The 17,894-nt window shown below is 60.9% G+C and carries 18 protein-coding genes and 2 pseudogenes; all 20 read left to right on the forward strand.

What is annotated here, in order from left to right:
• Positions 1-2: 2 nt before the first annotated feature.
• The 20 genes and pseudogenes from OMP38_RS24080 to OMP38_RS24170 all read left to right on the forward strand — a co-directional run bounded on the left by OMP38_RS24080 (position 3) and on the right by OMP38_RS24170 (position 17,835).
• Positions 3-326 carry a hypothetical protein gene (locus OMP38_RS24080; protein WP_090117361.1) on the forward strand — a complete coding sequence of 108 codons (324 nt, stop codon included), beginning with the start codon at positions 3-5 and terminating at the stop codon, positions 324-326.
• 27 nt (positions 327-353) lie between these two features.
• On the forward strand, positions 354-1,064 hold the full coding sequence (locus tag OMP38_RS24085; protein WP_277567334.1) for a hypothetical protein: 711 nt from the start codon (positions 354-356) through the stop codon (positions 1,062-1,064).
• The gene (locus tag OMP38_RS24090) at positions 1,061-1,639 is read left to right on the forward strand and encodes a hypothetical protein (protein WP_277567335.1); all 579 of its coding nucleotides are present in this window, start codon (positions 1,061-1,063) and stop codon (positions 1,637-1,639) included. The genes OMP38_RS24085 and OMP38_RS24090 overlap by 4 nt, the downstream gene beginning before the upstream one ends.
• A gap of 211 nt (positions 1,640-1,850) precedes the next feature.
• Positions 1,851-2,549, forward strand: coding sequence for a 30S ribosomal protein S2 (gene rpsB / locus OMP38_RS24095; RefSeq protein ID WP_090117358.1), 699 nt, complete (start codon positions 1,851-1,853; stop codon positions 2,547-2,549).
• Positions 2,550-2,689: 140 nt separating this feature from the next.
• Entirely contained in the window at positions 2,690-3,340 is a 651-nt protein-coding gene (tsf, locus tag OMP38_RS24100) for a translation elongation factor Ts (RefSeq protein WP_090117357.1), read from the forward strand.
• Between the two features lie 115 nt (positions 3,341-3,455).
• Positions 3,456-4,184, forward strand: a complete 729-nt coding sequence (gene pyrH / locus OMP38_RS24105) for a UMP kinase (RefSeq protein ID WP_217595948.1) — start codon at positions 3,456-3,458, stop codon at positions 4,182-4,184.
• Positions 4,185-4,739 (forward strand): ribosome recycling factor, encoded by a 555-nt coding sequence (gene frr, locus OMP38_RS24110; protein ID WP_090117355.1) that lies wholly within the window; start codon positions 4,185-4,187, stop codon positions 4,737-4,739.
• Positions 4,740-4,874: 135 nt separating this feature from the next.
• Positions 4,875-5,678, forward strand: a complete 804-nt coding sequence (locus OMP38_RS24115; protein WP_277567336.1) for an isoprenyl transferase — start codon at positions 4,875-4,877, stop codon at positions 5,676-5,678.
• A gap of 4 nt (positions 5,679-5,682) precedes the next feature.
• Positions 5,683-6,469, forward strand: a pseudogene (locus OMP38_RS24120) (phosphatidate cytidylyltransferase).
• 32 nt (positions 6,470-6,501) lie between these two features.
• Entirely contained in the window at positions 6,502-7,650 is a 1,149-nt protein-coding gene (locus tag OMP38_RS24125) for a 1-deoxy-D-xylulose-5-phosphate reductoisomerase (RefSeq protein ID WP_277567337.1), read from the forward strand.
• A gap of 98 nt (positions 7,651-7,748) precedes the next feature.
• Positions 7,749-9,011 (forward strand): RIP metalloprotease RseP, encoded by a 1,263-nt coding sequence (gene rseP, locus OMP38_RS24130; RefSeq protein WP_277567338.1) that lies wholly within the window; start codon positions 7,749-7,751, stop codon positions 9,009-9,011.
• Positions 9,012-9,040: 29 nt separating this feature from the next.
• Positions 9,041-10,490, forward strand: a pseudogene (proS, locus tag OMP38_RS24135) (proline--tRNA ligase).
• Positions 10,491-10,563: 73 nt separating this feature from the next.
• Positions 10,564-11,394: a hypothetical protein gene (locus tag OMP38_RS35055; RefSeq protein ID WP_338130628.1), complete on the forward strand. Its 831-nt coding sequence runs from the start codon at positions 10,564-10,566 to the stop codon at positions 11,392-11,394.
• 151 nt (positions 11,395-11,545) lie between these two features.
• A complete protein-coding gene (locus tag OMP38_RS35060) occupies positions 11,546-11,887 on the forward strand; it encodes a hypothetical protein (RefSeq protein WP_338130629.1) in 342 nt (113 codons plus the stop codon).
• A 127-nt stretch (positions 11,888-12,014) separates the two neighbouring features.
• Positions 12,015-13,031: an NAD-dependent epimerase/dehydratase family protein gene (locus OMP38_RS24145; RefSeq protein WP_277567339.1), complete on the forward strand. Its 1,017-nt coding sequence runs from the start codon at positions 12,015-12,017 to the stop codon at positions 13,029-13,031.
• Entirely contained in the window at positions 13,031-14,101 is a 1,071-nt protein-coding gene (locus OMP38_RS24150) for a dihydrodipicolinate synthase family protein (RefSeq protein WP_277567340.1), read from the forward strand. The genes OMP38_RS24145 and OMP38_RS24150 overlap by 1 nt, the downstream gene beginning before the upstream one ends.
• 36 nt (positions 14,102-14,137) lie before the next feature.
• On the forward strand, positions 14,138-14,821 hold the full coding sequence (gene sdaAB, locus OMP38_RS24155) for an L-serine ammonia-lyase, iron-sulfur-dependent subunit beta (RefSeq protein WP_277567341.1): 684 nt from the start codon (positions 14,138-14,140) through the stop codon (positions 14,819-14,821).
• A complete protein-coding gene (sdaAA, locus tag OMP38_RS24160; protein ID WP_277567342.1) occupies positions 14,818-15,705 on the forward strand; it encodes an L-serine ammonia-lyase, iron-sulfur-dependent, subunit alpha in 888 nt (295 codons plus the stop codon). Before sdaAB ends, sdaAA begins: the two co-directional genes overlap by 4 nt.
• The gene (locus OMP38_RS24165) at positions 15,702-17,408 is read left to right on the forward strand and encodes a M20 metallopeptidase family protein (RefSeq protein WP_338130630.1); all 1,707 of its coding nucleotides are present in this window, start codon (positions 15,702-15,704) and stop codon (positions 17,406-17,408) included. Before sdaAA ends, OMP38_RS24165 begins: the two co-directional genes overlap by 4 nt.
• Complete coding sequence (locus OMP38_RS24170) at positions 17,371-17,835, forward strand: Gfo/Idh/MocA family oxidoreductase (protein ID WP_277567343.1); 465 nt, start codon at positions 17,371-17,373, stop codon at positions 17,833-17,835. The genes OMP38_RS24165 and OMP38_RS24170 overlap by 38 nt, the downstream gene beginning before the upstream one ends.
• The last annotated feature ends 59 nt before the right edge of the window (positions 17,836-17,894 follow it).

The following is a 17,894-nucleotide window of genomic DNA, read 5'->3' on the forward strand; positions in this document are numbered from 1 at the left end:
CCATGAGCTACAAGCCGATCGACGTGCAAACCTCGATTCCTCGCTCGATCGAATTGACGCCTCTGCAGGCTTCCCAGCAGCTTCGCCAGGCTATCGACCAAGCTGCGCTTGGCGCGCAAGCCCAGAAGCTGGCCGAAAGGGACGCCAAGCGGAACGCCAAGTCGGAAGGCACCGGACATAAATCGATCTCGGACGAGGACGATCCGAAGGAAAGCCGTCAGAAGAGACCTTTCGCGAAAAAGAAGCGGGCAGGCGAGCACGAGCAGACGGAGACGCACGCGGCCGAACATCCGTATAAAGGGCATCATATCGACCTGTCGCTATAGCATCGGGAAAGTGAGAGTGTTTTGGACATGGATCCGTGGGTTACGCTCGTGATCGCCGGGGCCGCCATCGCGGGTTACGGCTGGCTGAAGCCCGAGCCGAAGGAGCAAGCTGCCGCAGTCGTTAATGAAGAAGCCTACGATAGGCTGCTCGAAGATTTGGAGACGGAAAACCGCGAACTCGTGGACGCGGTGGCGGCCTTCAAGCGAGAGCAGGACGATACGGTGAGCCGTCTCGGCCGGCGCATTCGCGAGCTGGAGCGTCAGATGGAGGAAGCCGCCGCATACAGGAAGTCGGAAACGATTGGCCGAGAACCGTCCGTGGCGACGAAAGTGCGCGCGGCGTCGCCGGCGCTGCCTGTCGGCGCCGACCTTCAATCGGCGACGGGGGGCAGCCTGCCGGAAGCCGGTCCGCCGGCGAGCGGATCTACGAACGCCGCTGAACGAAAAGCGCCGGCACAGTCCGGTCTTACGCACGAAGCGGATCGGCCTTCGCCGAGTTCCGAGAATGGCCGGAATCGCCTTCAGCTGGGCGGAGCAGCCGATGACGGCGCGCCGGATATCGGCAATAACGGCGGAACGCCCGAGCGCCCGGCGGCGATTCGCGAACGCTACGCGGAACTGCTGGAGCTGTACGAGCGGGGGCGTTCGGTGGAACAGGTGGCCAAGGCGATGAATATGAACAAAGGCGAAGTGCAGCTAATTTTGCAGCTCGCCAAGCGGGAGGTGAACCGGCCATGAACAAGCGCCGCGCGCTGCTGGTCGGCTTCGGCGTCGGCCTGATGGCCGGCGCCGCCCTGCTGCAGCTCATGACCTTCGGCGAGGATTTAAGCGCGGGCACGGCATTGCCGCCCGAGCCGCTTAGCGTCGCCCAGCTTCAGGAGCAAGCCGAAGGGAAAGGATACGCCATGTACAAGCTGAGCGAGCCGATGTACACGCAAGCCCAGCTTGACGAGGCTGCCGCAAAGGCCAAAGCTGACGCACTGGCGGCCGAGGAAGAAAAGTCCGGGCAAGCTGCCGATGGGACGGCGGCCCCCGCAAGCACGCCCGCGCCCAGCGCTTCAGCAACGCCATCGCCTACGCAGGCGGCGGAATCCGGCCCTGAATCGAGGCTAGGACTTTACGTCGCGGCCGGCGATTCGCTGGACAAGGTCGCGACCGGCCTGAAGGCGCTCGGCGTCATTCAGGACAAGGCGGCCTTCGTCAAGGCGGCCAAGCCTTACAGCGGCAAAATGCGGGTCGGACTCAGCGTATTCGAAGGTCAAATGACGTACGACGAGATTATCGCCGAGCTGCTCCGCGACAAAAATAAATAAAAAAGGCCCATTCGTCTATAAGCGCGGGGCCGATCGGGTGGCCGGCTTGTGTTGCAAGCCGGCCACCCATATGTTATATTGTTAAACGGTGTGAAAAAACGCACGCCGTTCAATTCCGTCAGCGGTGCTTCGCAGAAGCGAAGTTCTGGCGGGAAGCGCGAACCGGCGGAGGAGATTCACGATCCAAAACCATACGGAGGTGCAAGTTTAAATGGCAGTTATTTCGATGAAGCAGCTTCTCGAAGCTGGCGTACACTTCGGTCACCAAACGCGTCGCTGGAACCCGAAGATGGACAAGTACATCTTTACCGAACGGAACGGCATCTACATCATCGACCTGCAAAAGACGGTCAAGAAAGTCGACGAAGCGTACAACTTCGTTCGCCAGCTCGGCGAGCAAGGCGGCACGATGCTGTTCGTCGGCACGAAGAAGCAAGCGCAGGATTCCGTGAAGGAAGAAGCGGAGCGCAGCGGCCAGTTCTACATCAACCAACGTTGGCTCGGCGGCACGCTGACCAACTTCTCCACGATTCAAAAGCGTACGGATCGTCTGCACCAGCTGGACAAGTGGGAGCAGGACGGCACGTTCGAAGTGTTGCCTAAGAAGGAAGTCATCATCCTTCGCAAGGAAAAAGAGCGTCTCGAGAAGTTCCTCGGCGGCATCAAGCACATGCGCAGACTGCCTGACGCGCTGTTCATCATCGATCCGCGCAAGGAGCGCATCGCCGTCGCAGAAGCCCGCAAGCTGGGTATCCCGATCGTCGGCATCGTCGACACGAACTGCGATCCGGACGAGATCGACTACGTCATTCCAGGCAACGACGACGCGATCCGCGCCGTTAAGCTGCTGACGAGCAAGATGGCCGACGCCATCGTCGAATCCCGCCAAGGCGAAGAAACGACCGCCTAAGCCAGCCGGTTCTTACAGCATTGCGAGGTCAAGGGTGGTCAGAAGAGAACCTTCTCACCGCCCTTTTTTTGAAAACATAAACCAATCGAAAGCCGTCCGCGCAAGAGGCGTCCGGCGGCCACATACCAGGAGGGAATCCCATGGCAGTTAACGCAGCAGACGTAAAAGCGCTTCGCGAAAGAACGGGAGCGGGCATGTTGGATTGCAAAAAGGCGCTTGAAGAAGCCGGCGGCGACATCACGAAGGCAGCCGACCTGCTTCGCGAGAAGGGTCTTGCCGCTGCGGCGAAGAAGGGCGACCGTATCGCTACCGAAGGCCGCGTAGAATCTTACATCCACGGCGCAGGCCGCATCGGCGTGCTCGTCGAAGTCAACTGCGAGACCGACTTCGTCGCCATGACGGATCAATTCAAAGAACTGGTACGCGACATCGCGATGCATATCGCAGCAGCCAATCCGCTGGTCGTTCGCCGCGAAGAAGTTCAACAAGCAGACCTGGACAAAGAAGCCGAAATTCTTCGCAACCAGGCGCTGAACGAAGGCAAGCCGGAGAAAATCGTCGAAAAGATCGTCGAAGGCCGTCTGAACAAGTACTACGAAGAAAACGTACTGCTCGAGCAATCGTTCGTCAAAGATCCGGACAAGACGATTCAAACGCTGCTTAACGAGAAGATCTCCACGATCGGAGAGCAAATCTCCATCCGTCGCTTCGTTCGCTTCGAACTGGGCGAAGGACTCGAAAAGAAGCAAGACAACTTCGTCGAAGAAGTTATGGCGCAAGTCAAAGTTTAATCGGAATGCCAGGGGGGACACGCGGTGTTCCCTTTTTTTAAAGAGCGCTTAAAGATCAGGTTCGCCGGGAAGTCCGCTTCCCGCACAGAAATCGACCATGGTGGAGGTACTAACGTTGAATCGACCCGTCTACAAACGCGTGGTGTTGAAGGTAAGCGGAGAGTCGTTGTCAGGATCGACCGGTTACGGGATCGACGCAACGACGATCGTCTCGATCGCCGAACAAATCAAGGAAGTCGTAGCGCTTGGCGTAGAAGTCGCCATCGTATGCGGAGGCGGCAACATCTGGCGCGGCATCTCGGGCAGCCAGAAGGGCATTGACCGCGCGACGGCCGACTACATGGGGATGCTGGCGACGGTGATGAATTCGCTTGCCTTGCAGGACGCGCTGGAACAGATCGATGTGCCGACTCGCGTGCAATCCTCCATTGCCATGCAGCAAATCGCGGAGCCTTACATTCGGCGCCGGGCGATTCGCCACCTTGAAAAGGGACGCGTCGTCATTTTCGCATCCGGAACGGGCAACCCGTTCTTCTCGACCGATACGACGGCCGCGCTCAGGGCCGCCGAGATCGAAGCCGAAGTGATCCTGATGGCCAAGAACAAGGTCGACGGCGTATACAGCGCCGATCCGTTCAAGGATCCGACGGCGGAGAAGTACGAGCAGTTGACGTACCTCGACGTACTGAACAAGAATCTGGGCGTCATGGATTCGACGGCATCCTCGCTGTGCATGGACAACAACATCCCGCTTCTCGTCTTCGCGATTACCGAGCCGGGCAACATCAAGCGCGCGGTACTGGGCGAGAAAATCGGAACAATCGTCAAGGGGAGCGTGAACTAAGTGCCTCAAACGATCAAGAAAAACGCAGAAGAACGGATGGAAAAAGCGCTGGCCGCACTGCGCCGCGACTTGTCTACGCTGCGTGCGGGACGCGCATCCGCCGCAATGCTCGACCGCGTCCAAGCCGAATATTACGGCGCGCTTACGCCGGTCAACCAACTCGGCACGATCAATACGCCGGATTCCCGTACGCTGATCATACAGCCGTGGGACAAATCGGCTCTGGCCGCAATCGAAAAAGCGATCCTCAAGTCGGACGTAGGGCTCACCCCGGCGAACGACGGCACGATCATTCGGCTGAACATCCCGCCGCTGACGGAAGAGCGCCGCGCCGATCTGGTCAAGTCGACCAAAAAGTTCGGCGAAGAAGCGAAGGTCGCCATCCGCAACATTCGCCGCGACGCCAACGACGACATCAAGAAAAAAGAAAAGGGCGAGATTTCGGAAGACGAATCCCGCCGCCATCAGGACGATATTCAAAAGTCGACGGATCGCTTCGTCGCAGAGGTGGACAAGATCTTGTCCGCCAAAGAAAAAGAAATTATGGAAGTTTAAGTTTCGACCGGCCCCTCCGAAAGGTGGGGTTCGTTTGAATTTTCGGGGATCCCCGCAGTGAACTTCAGTTTTGCTCCAGCGCAAGCCCCACTCGGTGGGGCTATTTAATGGTCGCTAAATCCAGGGGGAACAGCCATGAGCAATCGATTCTTAGGCGGTCTGTTCGGCAAACGGGAGGACGGCGGGCAAGGGCGAGCGGGAAGCTCGCAGTCCAAGACGTCCGAGGATTTGCTGAAGGAAGGCCGAATTCCCCGGCACGTGGCCATCATCATGGACGGCAACGGACGCTGGGCCAAAGCCCGCGGACTGCCGCGGGTGGCGGGACACCATAGCGGCATGAAGGCCGTCAAGCGCATTACCCAAGCAGCGGATCGTCTCGGCGTGGAGTTTTTGACGATGTACGCGTTTTCGACTGAAAACTGGAAGCGGCCCAAAGCCGAAGTCGATTTTCTGATGAAACTGCCGCAGGAGTTTCTGTCGATCGAGCTCGAAGACTTGATCCGCAACAACGTGCAGGTGAAAATGATGGGCGTGCGGGACCTGCTGCCCGACTTTACGCTTGACGCGATCGAAGAGGCGGTGCGCCGTACGGCGAACAACACGGGACTCGTTCTGAACTTTGCGCTTAACTACGGGAGCCGGATGGAAATCGTGGAGGCGGCCAAAACGATCGCGAAGCGCGCGGCGTCGGGCGAGCTGTCGCCCGACGATATCGACGAGCAAACGTTCCAGCAGTCGCTCCTGAGCGGAGACCTTCCGGATCCGGATCTGCTCATTCGCACCAGCGGCGAGCTGCGACTTAGCAATTTTATGCTGTGGCAGCTGGCTTACAGCGAGTTTTGGTTTACGGATGTGTATTGGCCGGAATTTTCCGAAGCGCATTTTCACGATGCGATTCGCGAGTACCAAAGGCGCGCGCGCCGCTACGGAGGGATCTAAGGCGATGGGGCAACGGATCGTGACGGGCGTCGTCGCCGGCGCCGCGTTTTTAGCGTTGTTATGGCTGGGCGGTTGGTACTATTCACTCATGCTCGCGGCGCTAGCGCTTATCGGATATCATGAATTCGTCAAGCTAAACCAGTTGCCGGCTAGCCGAATGGACGTGCTTTGCGGCTTTGCTGCAACGCTCGTGCTCGCCATGCCGCGGCTGCCGTTTGGTTGGACGACGCCGAGCGCAGAGGCGGTATCGTGGGTGCTGATGTTCGCGTTGTTGTCGGCGACCGTTTTCAGCAAAAACAAGATTACGCTCGATCAATCGGCGCTGCTGTTCGTCGGCGCTTTTTTATATCGGACTCGGCTTCCGCTACATGGCGCTAACCCGCGAGATGCCGCATGGCATGTTCTGGCCGCTGCTCGTCTTTTTTTGCATCTGGGCTTCGGACGCAGGCGCTTACTTTGTCGGAAAAGCGATCGGCAGGACGAAGCTGTGGCCGTCGATCAGCCCGAACAAGACGGTCGAAGGCGCGCTCGGAGGTCTCGTCATCGCGCTGCTCGTAGCGCTCATATTCGCCATTATATGGCCGGACTGGATCGGTTACGGAACAGCGCTCTCGGTCGCGCTCGCCGCCGCCGTCGCCGGTCAGCTCGGCGATTTGATCCAATCCGCCTACAAGCGGCTTCGCGGCGTAAAGGACTCGGGCAACCTGCTTCCCGGACATGGCGGCGTGCTTGACCGTACGGACAGCTGGCTGATCGTTTTTCCGCTTGTCCATTTACTCGGATTGATCTGAACATCTTAGCCGTACATAACGGAGGGAATGGCTTGAAAAAGAAGGTGGCGGTGCTCGGTAGTACCGGTTCGATAGGAACTCAGACGCTGGACGTCGTCTCGCGGGACCCGGACGCCTATGAGGTCGTTAGCCTGGCGGCCGGAACGCGGCACGAGCAATTGCTCGAACAAGCCCATCGCTTCAGGCCCAAACTCGTCTCGATCGGTTCGAAGACGCTGGCCGACAAGATCAGGTCGGACCTGCCGGCAGGCACGAAGCTTGTCTGGGGCAATGAAGGCTTGATCGAAGCCGCTGCCGGTGCCGGCGCCGGCTACGTCGTATGCGCCCTGATGGGAAGTCTCGGCTTGAAGTCTACGCTTGCCGCGATCGATGCCGGCGCTACGATCGGGCTGGCGAACAAAGAGACGCTGGTAACGGCCGGACATATCGTAACGCGCCGCGCCGCGGACCGCGGCGTGCCGCTGCTGCCGATCGACAGCGAGCATTCCGCGATCTTCCAATGCCTGAACGGCGAAGATCGCGGCACGATACGGCGCCTTGTCATTACCGCTTCCGGCGGGAGCTTCCGCGACCGCGCTCGCAGCGAGCTTGCCGGCGTGACGGTCGAAGACGCGCTTAAGCATCCCAACTGGTCGATGGGCGCCAAGATTACGATCGATTCGGCGACGATGGCGAACAAAGGGCTCGAGGTGATCGAGGCGCACTGGCTGTTCGATCTTCCGTACGACCGGATCGACGTCGTGCTGCATCCGGAGAGCATCGTGCACTCGATGGTCGAATTCGTCGACACGAGCGTCATGGCGCAGCTCGGCAATCCGGACATGCGCGTGCCGATCCAGTACGCGCTCACCTACCCGGAGCGCCGCCCGTCGCCGGCAACCCCGCTCGATCTGCTGCGTTCGGGCACGCTGCGCTTCAAGGAGATGGATTTCGAGCGGTATCCTTGCCTGAGGATGGCGTTTGAGGCGGGGAGAGCCGGCGGAACCGCGCCGACCGTGTTCAACGCGGCGAACGAAGTCGCCGTGGCGCGTTTTCTGAACCGCGAGATTTCGTTCCTGGCCATCGAGGAGATCGTCGAATCGGCGCTCGCGGCGCATGCGACGACCGCCGAGCCCGATCTCGAAGAGATCGCCTTCGCGGACGGGCTGGCGCGAGAGGCGGCGGCGGGGTGGCGCAAATAGCAACCGACCTTTTTTGCAAGGCCCGTATTCTCTTGTATCGCCTCGGCGAATAATGTTAATCTAAGGACAGCCGTTAGGGCGAACGGAGGGTAACTTGCATGGATATGGTACAGGTTGTTTTTCTAACGGTTCTCGTCTTTTTCGTGCTCGTCTCGATACACGAGTTCGGACACTTTTATTTTGCCAAGCGGGCCGGGGTGCTCGTGCGGGAGTTTGCGATCGGGTTCGGCCCGAAGCTGTTCTCGATCAAGCGTGGGGAGAGCCGATTCACGCTGCGGCTGCTGCCGATCGGCGGCTTCGTGCGGATGGCGGGCGAAGATCCCGAGGTCGTCGAGGTGCAAGCGGGGCATACGGTAGGCGTTCGGATCAAGGACGACAAGGTGACCCGCATCTACCTGGATCGGCTTGACGAACGCACCCAGATTTTGCGGGGCGAAGTGACGGCGCTGGATCTCGAGCGGCATCTCTATTTAACGCTGGACGTGGACGGCGACGTACAGCGGTATGACGTGCACCCGCAGGCGCTCATCGTTGCGAAGGGCAGAGACACGCAGATCGCGCCGCTGGACCGCCAATTCGGCAGCGCTTCGGCAGGCAAGAAGGCGATGACCATTTTCGCCGGTCCGCTCATGAACTTTATTTTGGCGTTTGTGCTTTTCGCCGTCTTTTTCCAATCGTACGGCGTAGCGGTCGAGCCCAATACGAAAATTTTTATTAATGAAGTAACGTCGGACGGCGCGGCGAAGGCTGCCGGCCTGCAGAAGGGCGACCTGGTCGTCTCCGTCAATGGCGTCCCTGTCGCAGGAGACAGCCAAAAGCTGTCGCAGGCAATCACGGGCAGCGCCGGCAAGCCGATGAACTGGATCGTGAACCGGGACGGGCAAGAGCTGAAATTAACGGTGACGCCGAATGCGGACACGGGTAAGGTTGGTATCGTCATGGCGCCTGAGATGCGTCATCCCGGCTTCGGAGAGACATTTTCGCTGGCAGGCCACGCGATGGTGGACAGCACGAAGAAAATTTTCGACGGCTTCCGCAAAATTATTTTCGGCGAGGTCAAGCTCGAAGAGCTCAACGGACCGGTCGGCACGGCGCAGGTGACCGTGGAGATCGCCAAGCAGGGCGTGACGCAGCTGACCTGGTGGGGCGCGATTCTTAGCCTTTATCTCGGGATCTTCAACCTCTTGCCGATCCCGGCGCTCGACGGCAGCCGCCTGCTGTTCATCGGCATCGAGGCAATCCGCGGCCGTCCGGTCGATCCGAACCGCGAGAGCCTCGTTCACTTTATCGGATTCGCGGCACTGATGCTGCTGATGGTCGTCGTCACGTATAACGATATACTTAGGTTGGTTAAAGGCTAAATTCCAGGTTGTCAGGGGTAGGGGAGCTTATGTCCAAGGATAAAGGATTCGTAACGGAAATAACGCCGCAGGCCGAGGACTTCAGCCGGTGGTATATCGACGTCATCAAAAAAGGCCGAGCTCATGGACTATTCGCCGGTGCGCGGCTGTATCGTATTCCGGCCCGAGGGCTACGAGCTGTGGGAGAATATCCAGCGCGATCTGGACCGTCGCTTCAAGGAGACCGGTCACCGCAACGCGTATTTCCCGCTGCTCATCCCCGAGAGCTTTTTCCAAAAGGAAAAAGAGCATGTCGAGGGCTTTAATCCGGAGCTGCCGATGGTGACGGAGGCTGGCGGCGAGATATTGGAGGAGCGGCTGGCCGTACGTCCGACGTCGGAGACGATGTTCGGGCATATGTACGCCAAGTGGATCAACTCGTACCGCGATTTGCCCCTGCTCATCAACCAGTGGGCGAACGTTTTCCGCTGGGAAAAGCGGACGATGCCGTTCCTGCGTACGAGCGAGTTTCTGTGGCAGGAAGGGCATACGGCGCACGAGGACGAGGCCGACGCCCGCCGCGAGACGATGCAGATGCTGGACGTCTACACGGACTTCGTGGAAAGCGTGCTAGCGATTCCGGTCATCAAGGGCCAGAAGACGCCTTCGGAGCGCTTCGCGGGCGCCGTCGACACGTACTCGATCGAGGCGATGATGAAGGACGGGCGCGCCGTGCAAGCCGGCACCTCGCACTATCTCGGCACCAAATTCGCCGTAGCGTTCGATATCAAGTATTTGAGCCGGGAAAACACGCAGGAGTATTGCCACACGACCTCCTGGGGCGTGAGCACGCGATTGATCGGCGCGCTGATCATGGTGCATGGCGACGACCGCGGCCTCGTGCTGCCGCCGAAGGTGGCGCCGACGCAGGTGATCATGATTCCGATCGGCCCCCCCAAGACGCGCGAGACGGTCATCGCGAAGACGGACGAGCTGTTCGCCGAGCTTAAAAACGCAGGCATTCGCGTTCGCGTGGACGATCGCTCCGACGTGTCGCCGGGCTGGAAGTTCAACGAATACGAGATGCGAGGCATCCCGATTCGCCTCGAGCTCGGGCCGCGCGACCTGGAAAACGGCGTCTGCGTTCTCGTGTCCCGCGTAACGGGCGAGAAGAAGCAGGTGCCGCTCGACAATCTGGCGGCATCCGTAGCCGAAATGCTCGAAGAGGTACATGCGCAGATGTACGAACGCGCGCTTGAATTCCGCGAATCGCATCTGTTCGACGTCGAGACGCTGGACCAGCTCAAAGCCGCTTTCGAAGAGAAGCGCGGCTTCGCCTATGCCGGCTGGTGCGGGGACGACGCTTGCGAGAGCAAGGTGAAGGAAGAGACCGGCGCTACAAGCCGCAACATTCCTTTCGAGCCGCAGACGACGAAGTCCGCGTGCCTTTGCTGCGGCAAGCCGGCCGCGCATACGGTCGTATTCGCGAGAGCGTATTAGAGCAGGACGCCTTAAACAAAAGACTCCCGACAGCGCCGGCTTCGGGGGGTCTTTTTCACAGGAGGAATACCTAATGCATATTAAAATAGGCGTCGTCGGGACAGAGGCCGTCGTTTCGCGCGTATTAAGAGTTTTGAATGCGTTTCCGTCGTTCGAGCCCGTCGTCCGGGTCGTCGGACAGGAGCTGGAAGCGCCAGATACGGCGGCCGCTCTCGAAGACGAGGTGGAGGCGCTTCTGCTGTCCGGGCCTGCGCCGCAGCGACTGCTGAAGGAGAAAAAGCCGGTTGCCGTGCCGGTTCATCATGTTCCGCTGACAGGGGCGGGCTTGTATAAAGCTTTGTTCGAAGCGCAGCGGGCGGGGCGGCTCGGTCCGGAGGCGGTTCTATCCGTCGATTCGCTGACCAAGACGATGGTGATGCGGACGCTCCGGGACCTGGCGCTCGAAGGACTGAAGATCGCCGTCTATGAGGGTCCGTCCTATGCTTCGCCGGACAAGCTCGTCGCGCATCATCGCAAAATCGCCGAATCGCAGGATTGCGTGTTCGCCTTCACCGGGGTGGAGCGGGTCGCGGAAGAGCTATCGCGGCTGAATATTCCGCATGCGCTTCTGCTGCCCTCGGACGAGGATATCATCGTCACGCTGGAACGCGCGCTGCTGTCGACCGAATCCCGCAAAGGCAAGGAATCGCAGATCGTCGTCGGCATGGTGACGGTCGACGAATTCGGCAAGCTTGTGCAGCGGAGCGCGAGCGAGCACGAGATCCAAAAGCTCAAGCTGGACATTCACCGGATGGTACTCGATTACGTCGAATCGCTTGACGGATATTTGACGCCAGTCGGCGGCGACGAATATTTGTTTTTTACGACCCGGGGGAATCTTCGAGCGCGAAACGGGCGGTTATAAGACGATCCCGCTTGCCAAGGATGCCAATCTGTCTTACGGCATCTCGCTCAGCATCGGCATCGGCTTCGGCGCGACGGCCAGCGAGGCCGGATCGAACGCGCGGAGCGCGCTTCGCAAATCGGTCGCCGCGGGGGGCAATGCCTGCTTTATCGTGCGGGAGGATCGCACGCTCATCGGACCGCTGGAAATGGCGGACCCGGTAGCGTCGATTATGGCGCCGCTCGATCCGGAGCTGCTGCGGCGGGCGGAGGAGGCAGGGATGACTGGCGCTTATTTGAGCAAGCTGCTCGCCTACATGTCCCGCCACGGCAAATACGACTACCAGGTTCATGAGCTCGCATCGATGCTCAATGTGACGGTGCGCAGCGCGCATCGACTGCTGCTTCAATGGGCGGATGCGGGATTGGTCGGCATTGCCGGCATGGAGAAGATGCCTAAGGGAAGGCCGCGCCAGGTTTATCGTTTTTCCTTTTTGGCGGACCACCATTTATAATCCTGCCTTCGATCGCTTAGAGAGCACTGTCATTTTCCGTAAATTTAAAGACGATAAATGGACCTGTCTTTATATAACGAACGCACGTATGATGAGATCAGGTAAAAGTCGAGAGGAGACTGATCACATGCATACGATAGAACAATTGGAAGCAAAGCTAGCGGAACCGTCGGAGGCGCTCGTCAAGCAGCTGTCCGCGATCGACGGGGATATCGTGGTGCTCGGCGTCGGCGGAAAAATGGGCCCGAGCCTGGCCAGGCTGGCGGCCAACGCCGTGCGCGCAGGCGGACTCGGCAAGCGAGTTATCGGGGTATCGCGCTTTAGCAGCAGCGAGACGCGGCAGGAGCTTGAAGCCGCCGGTGTCGAGACGATCTCGTGCGAGCTGCTCGACGACGAAGCGCTGAAGGCGCTGCCGAACGCCGCGAACGTCATCTATATGGCAGGCAATAAGTTCGGTACGACGGGCCGCGAGCATTTTACGTGGGCGATGAACACGTACTTGCCGGGACGCGTAGCCGAAAAGTATAAGGATTCGCGGATCGTCGTCTTTTCCTCGGGCAACATTTATCCGTTCATGCCGGTGGGCGGCGGCGGCGCCGACGAATCGATTGCGCCTGAACCGCTCGGCGAATATGCCCAATCGACGCTGGGCAGAGAACGGATCTTCGAGTACCACTCGCACAAATACGGCACGCCGATGACGATGTTCAGGCTGAACTACGCGATCGATATGCGTTACGGCGTACTGCTGGAACTGGCGCGTGCGATCAACGAAGGGCGTCCGATCGATCTGACGACGGGGTATGCGAACGTCATCTGGCAAGGCGACGCCAACGCGATGGCGCTGCGCAGCCTGGCGATCGCTTCGAGCCCTCCGGCTATCCTGAACGTGACGGGACCGGAGACGATGTCCGTCAGATGGGCCGCAGGCCAAATGTCCCAACGGCTTGGCAAGGAAGCGACGTTCGAGGGCAAGGAATCCGAGACCGCGCTGCTGAATAACGCCTCGAAGTCCCACCAGCTGTTCGGCTATCCGAGCGTCTCGCTGCTGCAGATGATCGATTGGACCGCAGAGTGGGTGCTGCAAGGCGGCGCGACATGGAACAAACCGACCCATTTCCAAGAACGAAAGGGGAAATTCTGATGGCGACCGTATATTTATCGGAGGCGCTGAACGCGGCGCTGCAAGACGGATTGGTTATACCGGCGCACCCGCTCGCGCTGGATGCGGATCGCAAGCTCGACGAACGACGTCAACGGGCGCTCACGCGCTACTACGTCGCTTCGGGTGCCGGCGGCGTGGCCGTCGGCGTCCATTCGACCCAGTTCGAGATTCGCGATCCGGAGCACGATCTGTACGAAACCGTGCTGCGCATGGCCGCGGAGGAAGTCGACAAGGCTGCGCCTTCCCGTCCTTTCGTGAAGGTCGCGGGCGTATGCGGACCGCTCGAGCAGGCGCTAAGCGAGACGGCGACCGCGCTTAAGCTGGGTTACGATGCGGTACTCCTCAGCATGGGCGGTCTTGGGCAGCTGACCGAGGAAGCGCTGCTCGATCGGACGAGGCAAGTTGCCGCTGTCATGCCGGTTATCGGCTTCTACCTGCAGCCTTCGGTCGGCGGCCGAATTTTTACCTACGATTTCTGGCGCGCCTTCGCCGACATCCCGAACGTCGTCGCGATCAAGATGGCGCCGTTCAACCGCTACCAGACGCTTGACGTGGCCCGTGCCGTCTGCCATTCTGTCCGCAAGGACGAGATCGCGCTATACACCGGCAACGACGACAATATCGTCGCGGACCTGTTCACGACGTATCGCTTCACGATCGACGGCAGGACCGTCGAAAAGCAGGTCGTCGGCGGCCTGCTGGGCCACTGGGCGGTTTGGACGCAGAAGGCGGTCGCGCTTCTCGAAGAGATCAAGACGGCCAGAAAGGAGCCGGCGATCGCAAAGGAATGGCTTGTCCGCAACGTTCAGGTGACCGATTCCAACGCCGCTTTTTTCGATCCCTCTCACCAGTTCGCAGGCTGCATCCCGGGCATCCACGAGGTGCTGCGCCGCCAAGGCTTGCTCCAGGGAACCTGGTGCCTTAATCCGCACGAGGAGCTGTCGACGGGACAATCCGAGGAGATCGACCGCGTGTACGCGCAATATCCGGATCTCAACGACGACGCGTTCGTCGCGGCGCATCTCGAAGAATGGCTGCAGGAGCGTTAACCGGTCGATCGATAAAGCGAAGGGAGAGGGGCGGACATGCGATTTAAAGACGTATTTTCCATCATGGGACCCAGCATGATCGGCCCCTCCAGCTCGCATACGGCGGGCGCCGCAAGACTTGGGCTGACGGCGCGCCAGGCGCTCGGCGGGCAGCCGGACGAAGCGGACATCATCTTCTCGGGTTCGTTCGCGGAAACGTACATGGGTCACGGCACCGACCTGGCCGTGACGGCCGGATTGCTCGGCTGCGCGCCCGACGACGAACGAATCCGGGACTCGATCGCGCTGGCCGAAGCGGCCGGCATGGAGCTGCGATTCGGCACCGAGCTCCGGCCCGGCGGCCATCCCAATACGGTTCGATTCGAGCTGCGCAAGGGAGAACAAGCACTGACGATGGTCGGCTGCTCGATCGGCGGCGGCAACGTCGAGATCGTCGGCGTAGACGGATTCGACGTGAAGTTCGGCGCGGACTGTCCGACGCTGCTCGTCAATCATCAGGACATGGCGGGGACCGTCGCCGCGATGGCGCTGATCGTCGGGCGTGCCAATCTGAATATCCGGGCGATGGACGTCGATCGCCAGAGCAGAAGCGGCCGCGCGCTCACCGTCATGGAGATGGATCAGGCGGTGTCTGCCGAGGTGAGGCGCGAGCTGCAGGCGCTGCCGCAAGTCGAGCGGGTCCGCTTGATCCATCTGAACGAGGAGGAGGGGCAAGAATGAGATTCGCCACGCTAGCGGAGCTGTCGGCGCAATGCCGGGAAGCGGATATGACGATCGGCCGCTATATGATCGAGGAACAGGTCCGGGAATCGGATCAAACGGAGGAAACGGTCGTCGGTCAGATGGCCAGCTACTATCAGATCATGAAGGAAGCGGTGCGCAAGGGCACGACGGAGGAGACGAAGTCGCGCAGCGGACTTACGGGCGGTGACGCGAAGCGGGTGATGGAGTACCGGGCGCTAGGCGGGACGGCGCTCGGCGGCGAAGCGAGCGCGGCGCTCGCCTATGCGCTCGGCGTCTCCGAGGTCAACGCCTCGATGGGCCGCATCATCGCCACGCCGACCGCCGGATCGTGCGGGATCATTCCGGGCGTATTCGTGAGCACGCAGGAACGATTCGGCTGGAGCGACGACAAGATGGTCGAAGCGTTGTTCGCGGCAGGCGCCATCGGCTATGTCATTGCCAATCAATCGTTCATATCCGGCGCGGAGGGCGGCTGTCAAGCCGAAGTCGGATCGGCGGTCGGCATGGCTGCAGGCGCGCTGACGGAGCTGCGCGGCGGCACGCCGGAGCATGCCGTCCATGCGGTCGGGCTCGCGCTCAAAAATTCGCTCGGCCTGATCTGCGATCCTGTCGGCGGACTCGTCGAGATCCCGTGCATCGTACGGAACGGCTTCGGCGCGGTGACGGCGCTCGCGGCGGCCGATATGGCGCTGGCCGGCGTGCGCAGCGTCATTCCGTCGGACGAAGTCATCGGCGTCATGAAGGATATCGGCGCGGCCATGCCAGAGGCGCACCGGGAGACGGCGAAGGGCGGACTTGCCCAGACGCCTACGGGCAAAGCGATCTTAAGCGACCTTCGCAAGAAAGGCGGCCGGTCATGAGCGCGAACCCGATCGATTGGAACGGCGCGGCGGCGCCGCTGACGGATGACTTGATCGCCGTAAGACGGCAACTGCACCGTTTTCCCGAGCTCAGCTTCGAGGAACGCGAAACGGCGCGTCTCGTCGCGCAGCGGCTGACAGCGCTCGGATTGGCGTGCCGTACGGAATTCGGCGGATACGGGGTCGTAGCCGATATCGTCGGCGATGCCGCGGGTCCTGTCGTCGCGCTCCGCGCCGACATGGACGCCCTCCCGATCGCCGAGGAGACCGGACTGCCGTTCGCCAGCGAGCGGCCCGGCGCGATGCATGCCTGCGGGCACGACGCGCACACCGCGATGCTGCTCGGGGCGGCCGAGCTGCTGGTCCAGGCGCGGTCGACGCTGAAGGGCACGGTCAGGCTCATCTTCCAGTCGGCTGAAGAGATCAACGAAGGCGCCAAAGCGATGATTGCCGAAGGGGTGTTGGAAGGCGTCGACGAGATTTACGGCCTGCACAACCTGCCTACGCTGTCCGCCGGCTTGACGTCCGTCCGGCCAGGACCGTTAATGGGCTCGGTCGACCGCATCGAGATCCTGGTCGAGGGCAAGGGCGCGCACGGCGCCATCCCCGATCAGGGCATCGATCCGATCGTCTGCGCCAGCGCGATCGTCATGTCGCTGCAGAGCTTGGTTTCTCGCGAGACGTCGCCGTTCGATCCGGTCGTCGTGACGATCGGCAGCATCCATGCGGGAGACGCGAACAATGTGATTCCCTCGGCCTGCCGCATGACGGGCACCGTCCGGGCGTTCGCTCCAGAAGTTCGGGAGCGCTTGCCCGAAGGCATCGAACGGATCGTGAACCGGATCGCGGACGGATATCGCTGCCGCGCGAGCCTGACGTATATTCGCCAGACGCAGGTATTGGTGAACCATTCCGAAGCGGCCCGGAAGGTCGGGGAGGCGATCGACGCGGTTGCGGGGCCAGGCAAGAGGCTCGAAGCCGCCCCGACGCTTGCCGGCGAGGATTTTTCCGAGTATTTGAAGCATGTTCCCGGATGCTTCTTCTGGCTTGGCTCGGGTCCGGTCGAAGGCGCGGAACGCGCATACGGCCTGCACCATCCCCGCTTCGAGCTGAACGAGGCCTGCCTTCCGCTAGGAGCGGCGCTGCTCGCGGTCATCGCCTCGCGAAGGCTGGCAGAAGGTCCGCTGTCGTCGGGCGCGCATGCGGAAGGGGGCGGCACGCTTGAAGTTCCGGACGATCGGACTCATCGGCACCGACTCCTCCCATGCGAATACGTTCACCCAGCTGCTGAACGATCCGAACGACCCGCTGCACGTGCCCGGTTACCGCGTCACGATGGCTTGGCCGGGCGGGTCGCCGGATTTTCCGCTCAGCGCGTCGCGCGTCGGAACGATCATGGGTCGGCTCGAGACCGAGCACGGCATTCGCCGGGCGGACACACCCGAAGAGGTTGCCGCATCCTGCGATGCGCTCATGCTGCTGTCCATCGACGGCAGGGTGCGCAAGGAGCTGTTCGCACGCATCGCGCCATACGGCAAGACTGTCTTTATAGACAAGCCGCTGGCCATATCCGGACGCGATGCCGCCGAGATCGAGGTCCTTTCGCGGGAACATGGCGTGCCGATATTCAGCGTATCGGCCCTTCGGTATGCCGTGCAAGGCGCCATGGGGCAGGCTTCGTTAGGAGAGGCGCCGATACTTGAAGCGACCGTTAGCGGTCCGCTGCAGATCGAACCTACGCAATCGATCTATTATTGGTACGGCATTCATCTCGCGGAAATGCTGTTCGCGCTTCTCGGCCCGGACTGTCTGACCGTCCGGGCCGAGCGCTGCGACGAATTCGACCGCATCGTGGGCGAGTGGGCGGACGGCCGGACAGGCACGGCCATCTGCAAGCGCCCCGAGGCAGGTTATATCTATGAGGCTGAAGTCCGGATCGGGGACGAAGCTATGGCGCTTGCGCTCGATCCGGACTTCAAAGACCATTATGCACGGCTCATCGCCGACGCGGCCTCTTTTTTCGACACGGGCATCGCGCCGGTCCCCGTCGAAGAGACGCTGGCGATCGTTCGCTTCCTGGACGCCGCGGAGATTAGCCTTAACGCGGGGGGGCGAGCCGGTGTCGCTTGAAGCGTACGCGAGACGTTCCTGATCGTCCCCGGATTGTCGTTCTTTGACTATTGCTGACG

Origin of the sequence: Cohnella ginsengisoli (assembly GCF_029525555.1) — a bacterium.
Lineage (GTDB): Bacteria > Bacillota > Bacilli > Paenibacillales > Paenibacillaceae > Cohnella > Cohnella ginsengisoli.

Excerpts from the sequence above, each read along its gene's own strand:
- OMP38_RS24080 (WP_090117361.1), top strand. The coding sequence starts at position 3 with ATGAGCTACAAGCCGATCGACGTGCAAACCTCGATTCCTCGCTCGATC.
- OMP38_RS24085 (WP_277567334.1), top strand. The coding sequence starts at position 354 with ATGGATCCGTGGGTTACGCTCGTGATCGCCGGGGCCGCCATCGCGGGT.
- OMP38_RS24090 (WP_277567335.1), top strand. The coding sequence starts at position 1,061 with ATGAACAAGCGCCGCGCGCTGCTGGTCGGCTTCGGCGTCGGCCTGATG.
- rpsB (WP_090117358.1), top strand. The coding sequence starts at position 1,851 with ATGGCAGTTATTTCGATGAAGCAGCTTCTCGAAGCTGGCGTACACTTC.
- tsf (WP_090117357.1), top strand. The coding sequence starts at position 2,690 with ATGGCAGTTAACGCAGCAGACGTAAAAGCGCTTCGCGAAAGAACGGGA.
- OMP38_RS24115 (WP_277567336.1), top strand. The coding sequence starts at position 4,875 with ATGAGCAATCGATTCTTAGGCGGTCTGTTCGGCAAACGGGAGGACGGC.
- rseP (WP_277567338.1), top strand. The coding sequence starts at position 7,749 with ATGGATATGGTACAGGTTGTTTTTCTAACGGTTCTCGTCTTTTTCGTG.
- OMP38_RS35055 (WP_338130628.1), top strand. The coding sequence starts at position 10,564 with ATGCATATTAAAATAGGCGTCGTCGGGACAGAGGCCGTCGTTTCGCGC.
- OMP38_RS24145 (WP_277567339.1), top strand. The coding sequence starts at position 12,015 with ATGCATACGATAGAACAATTGGAAGCAAAGCTAGCGGAACCGTCGGAG.
- OMP38_RS24150 (WP_277567340.1), top strand. The coding sequence starts at position 13,031 with ATGGCGACCGTATATTTATCGGAGGCGCTGAACGCGGCGCTGCAAGAC.
- sdaAB (WP_277567341.1), top strand. The coding sequence starts at position 14,138 with ATGCGATTTAAAGACGTATTTTCCATCATGGGACCCAGCATGATCGGC.
- sdaAA (WP_277567342.1), top strand. The coding sequence starts at position 14,818 with ATGAGATTCGCCACGCTAGCGGAGCTGTCGGCGCAATGCCGGGAAGCG.
- OMP38_RS24165 (WP_338130630.1), top strand. The coding sequence starts at position 15,702 with ATGAGCGCGAACCCGATCGATTGGAACGGCGCGGCGGCGCCGCTGACG.
- OMP38_RS24170 (WP_277567343.1), top strand. The coding sequence starts at position 17,371 with ATGGGGCAGGCTTCGTTAGGAGAGGCGCCGATACTTGAAGCGACCGTT.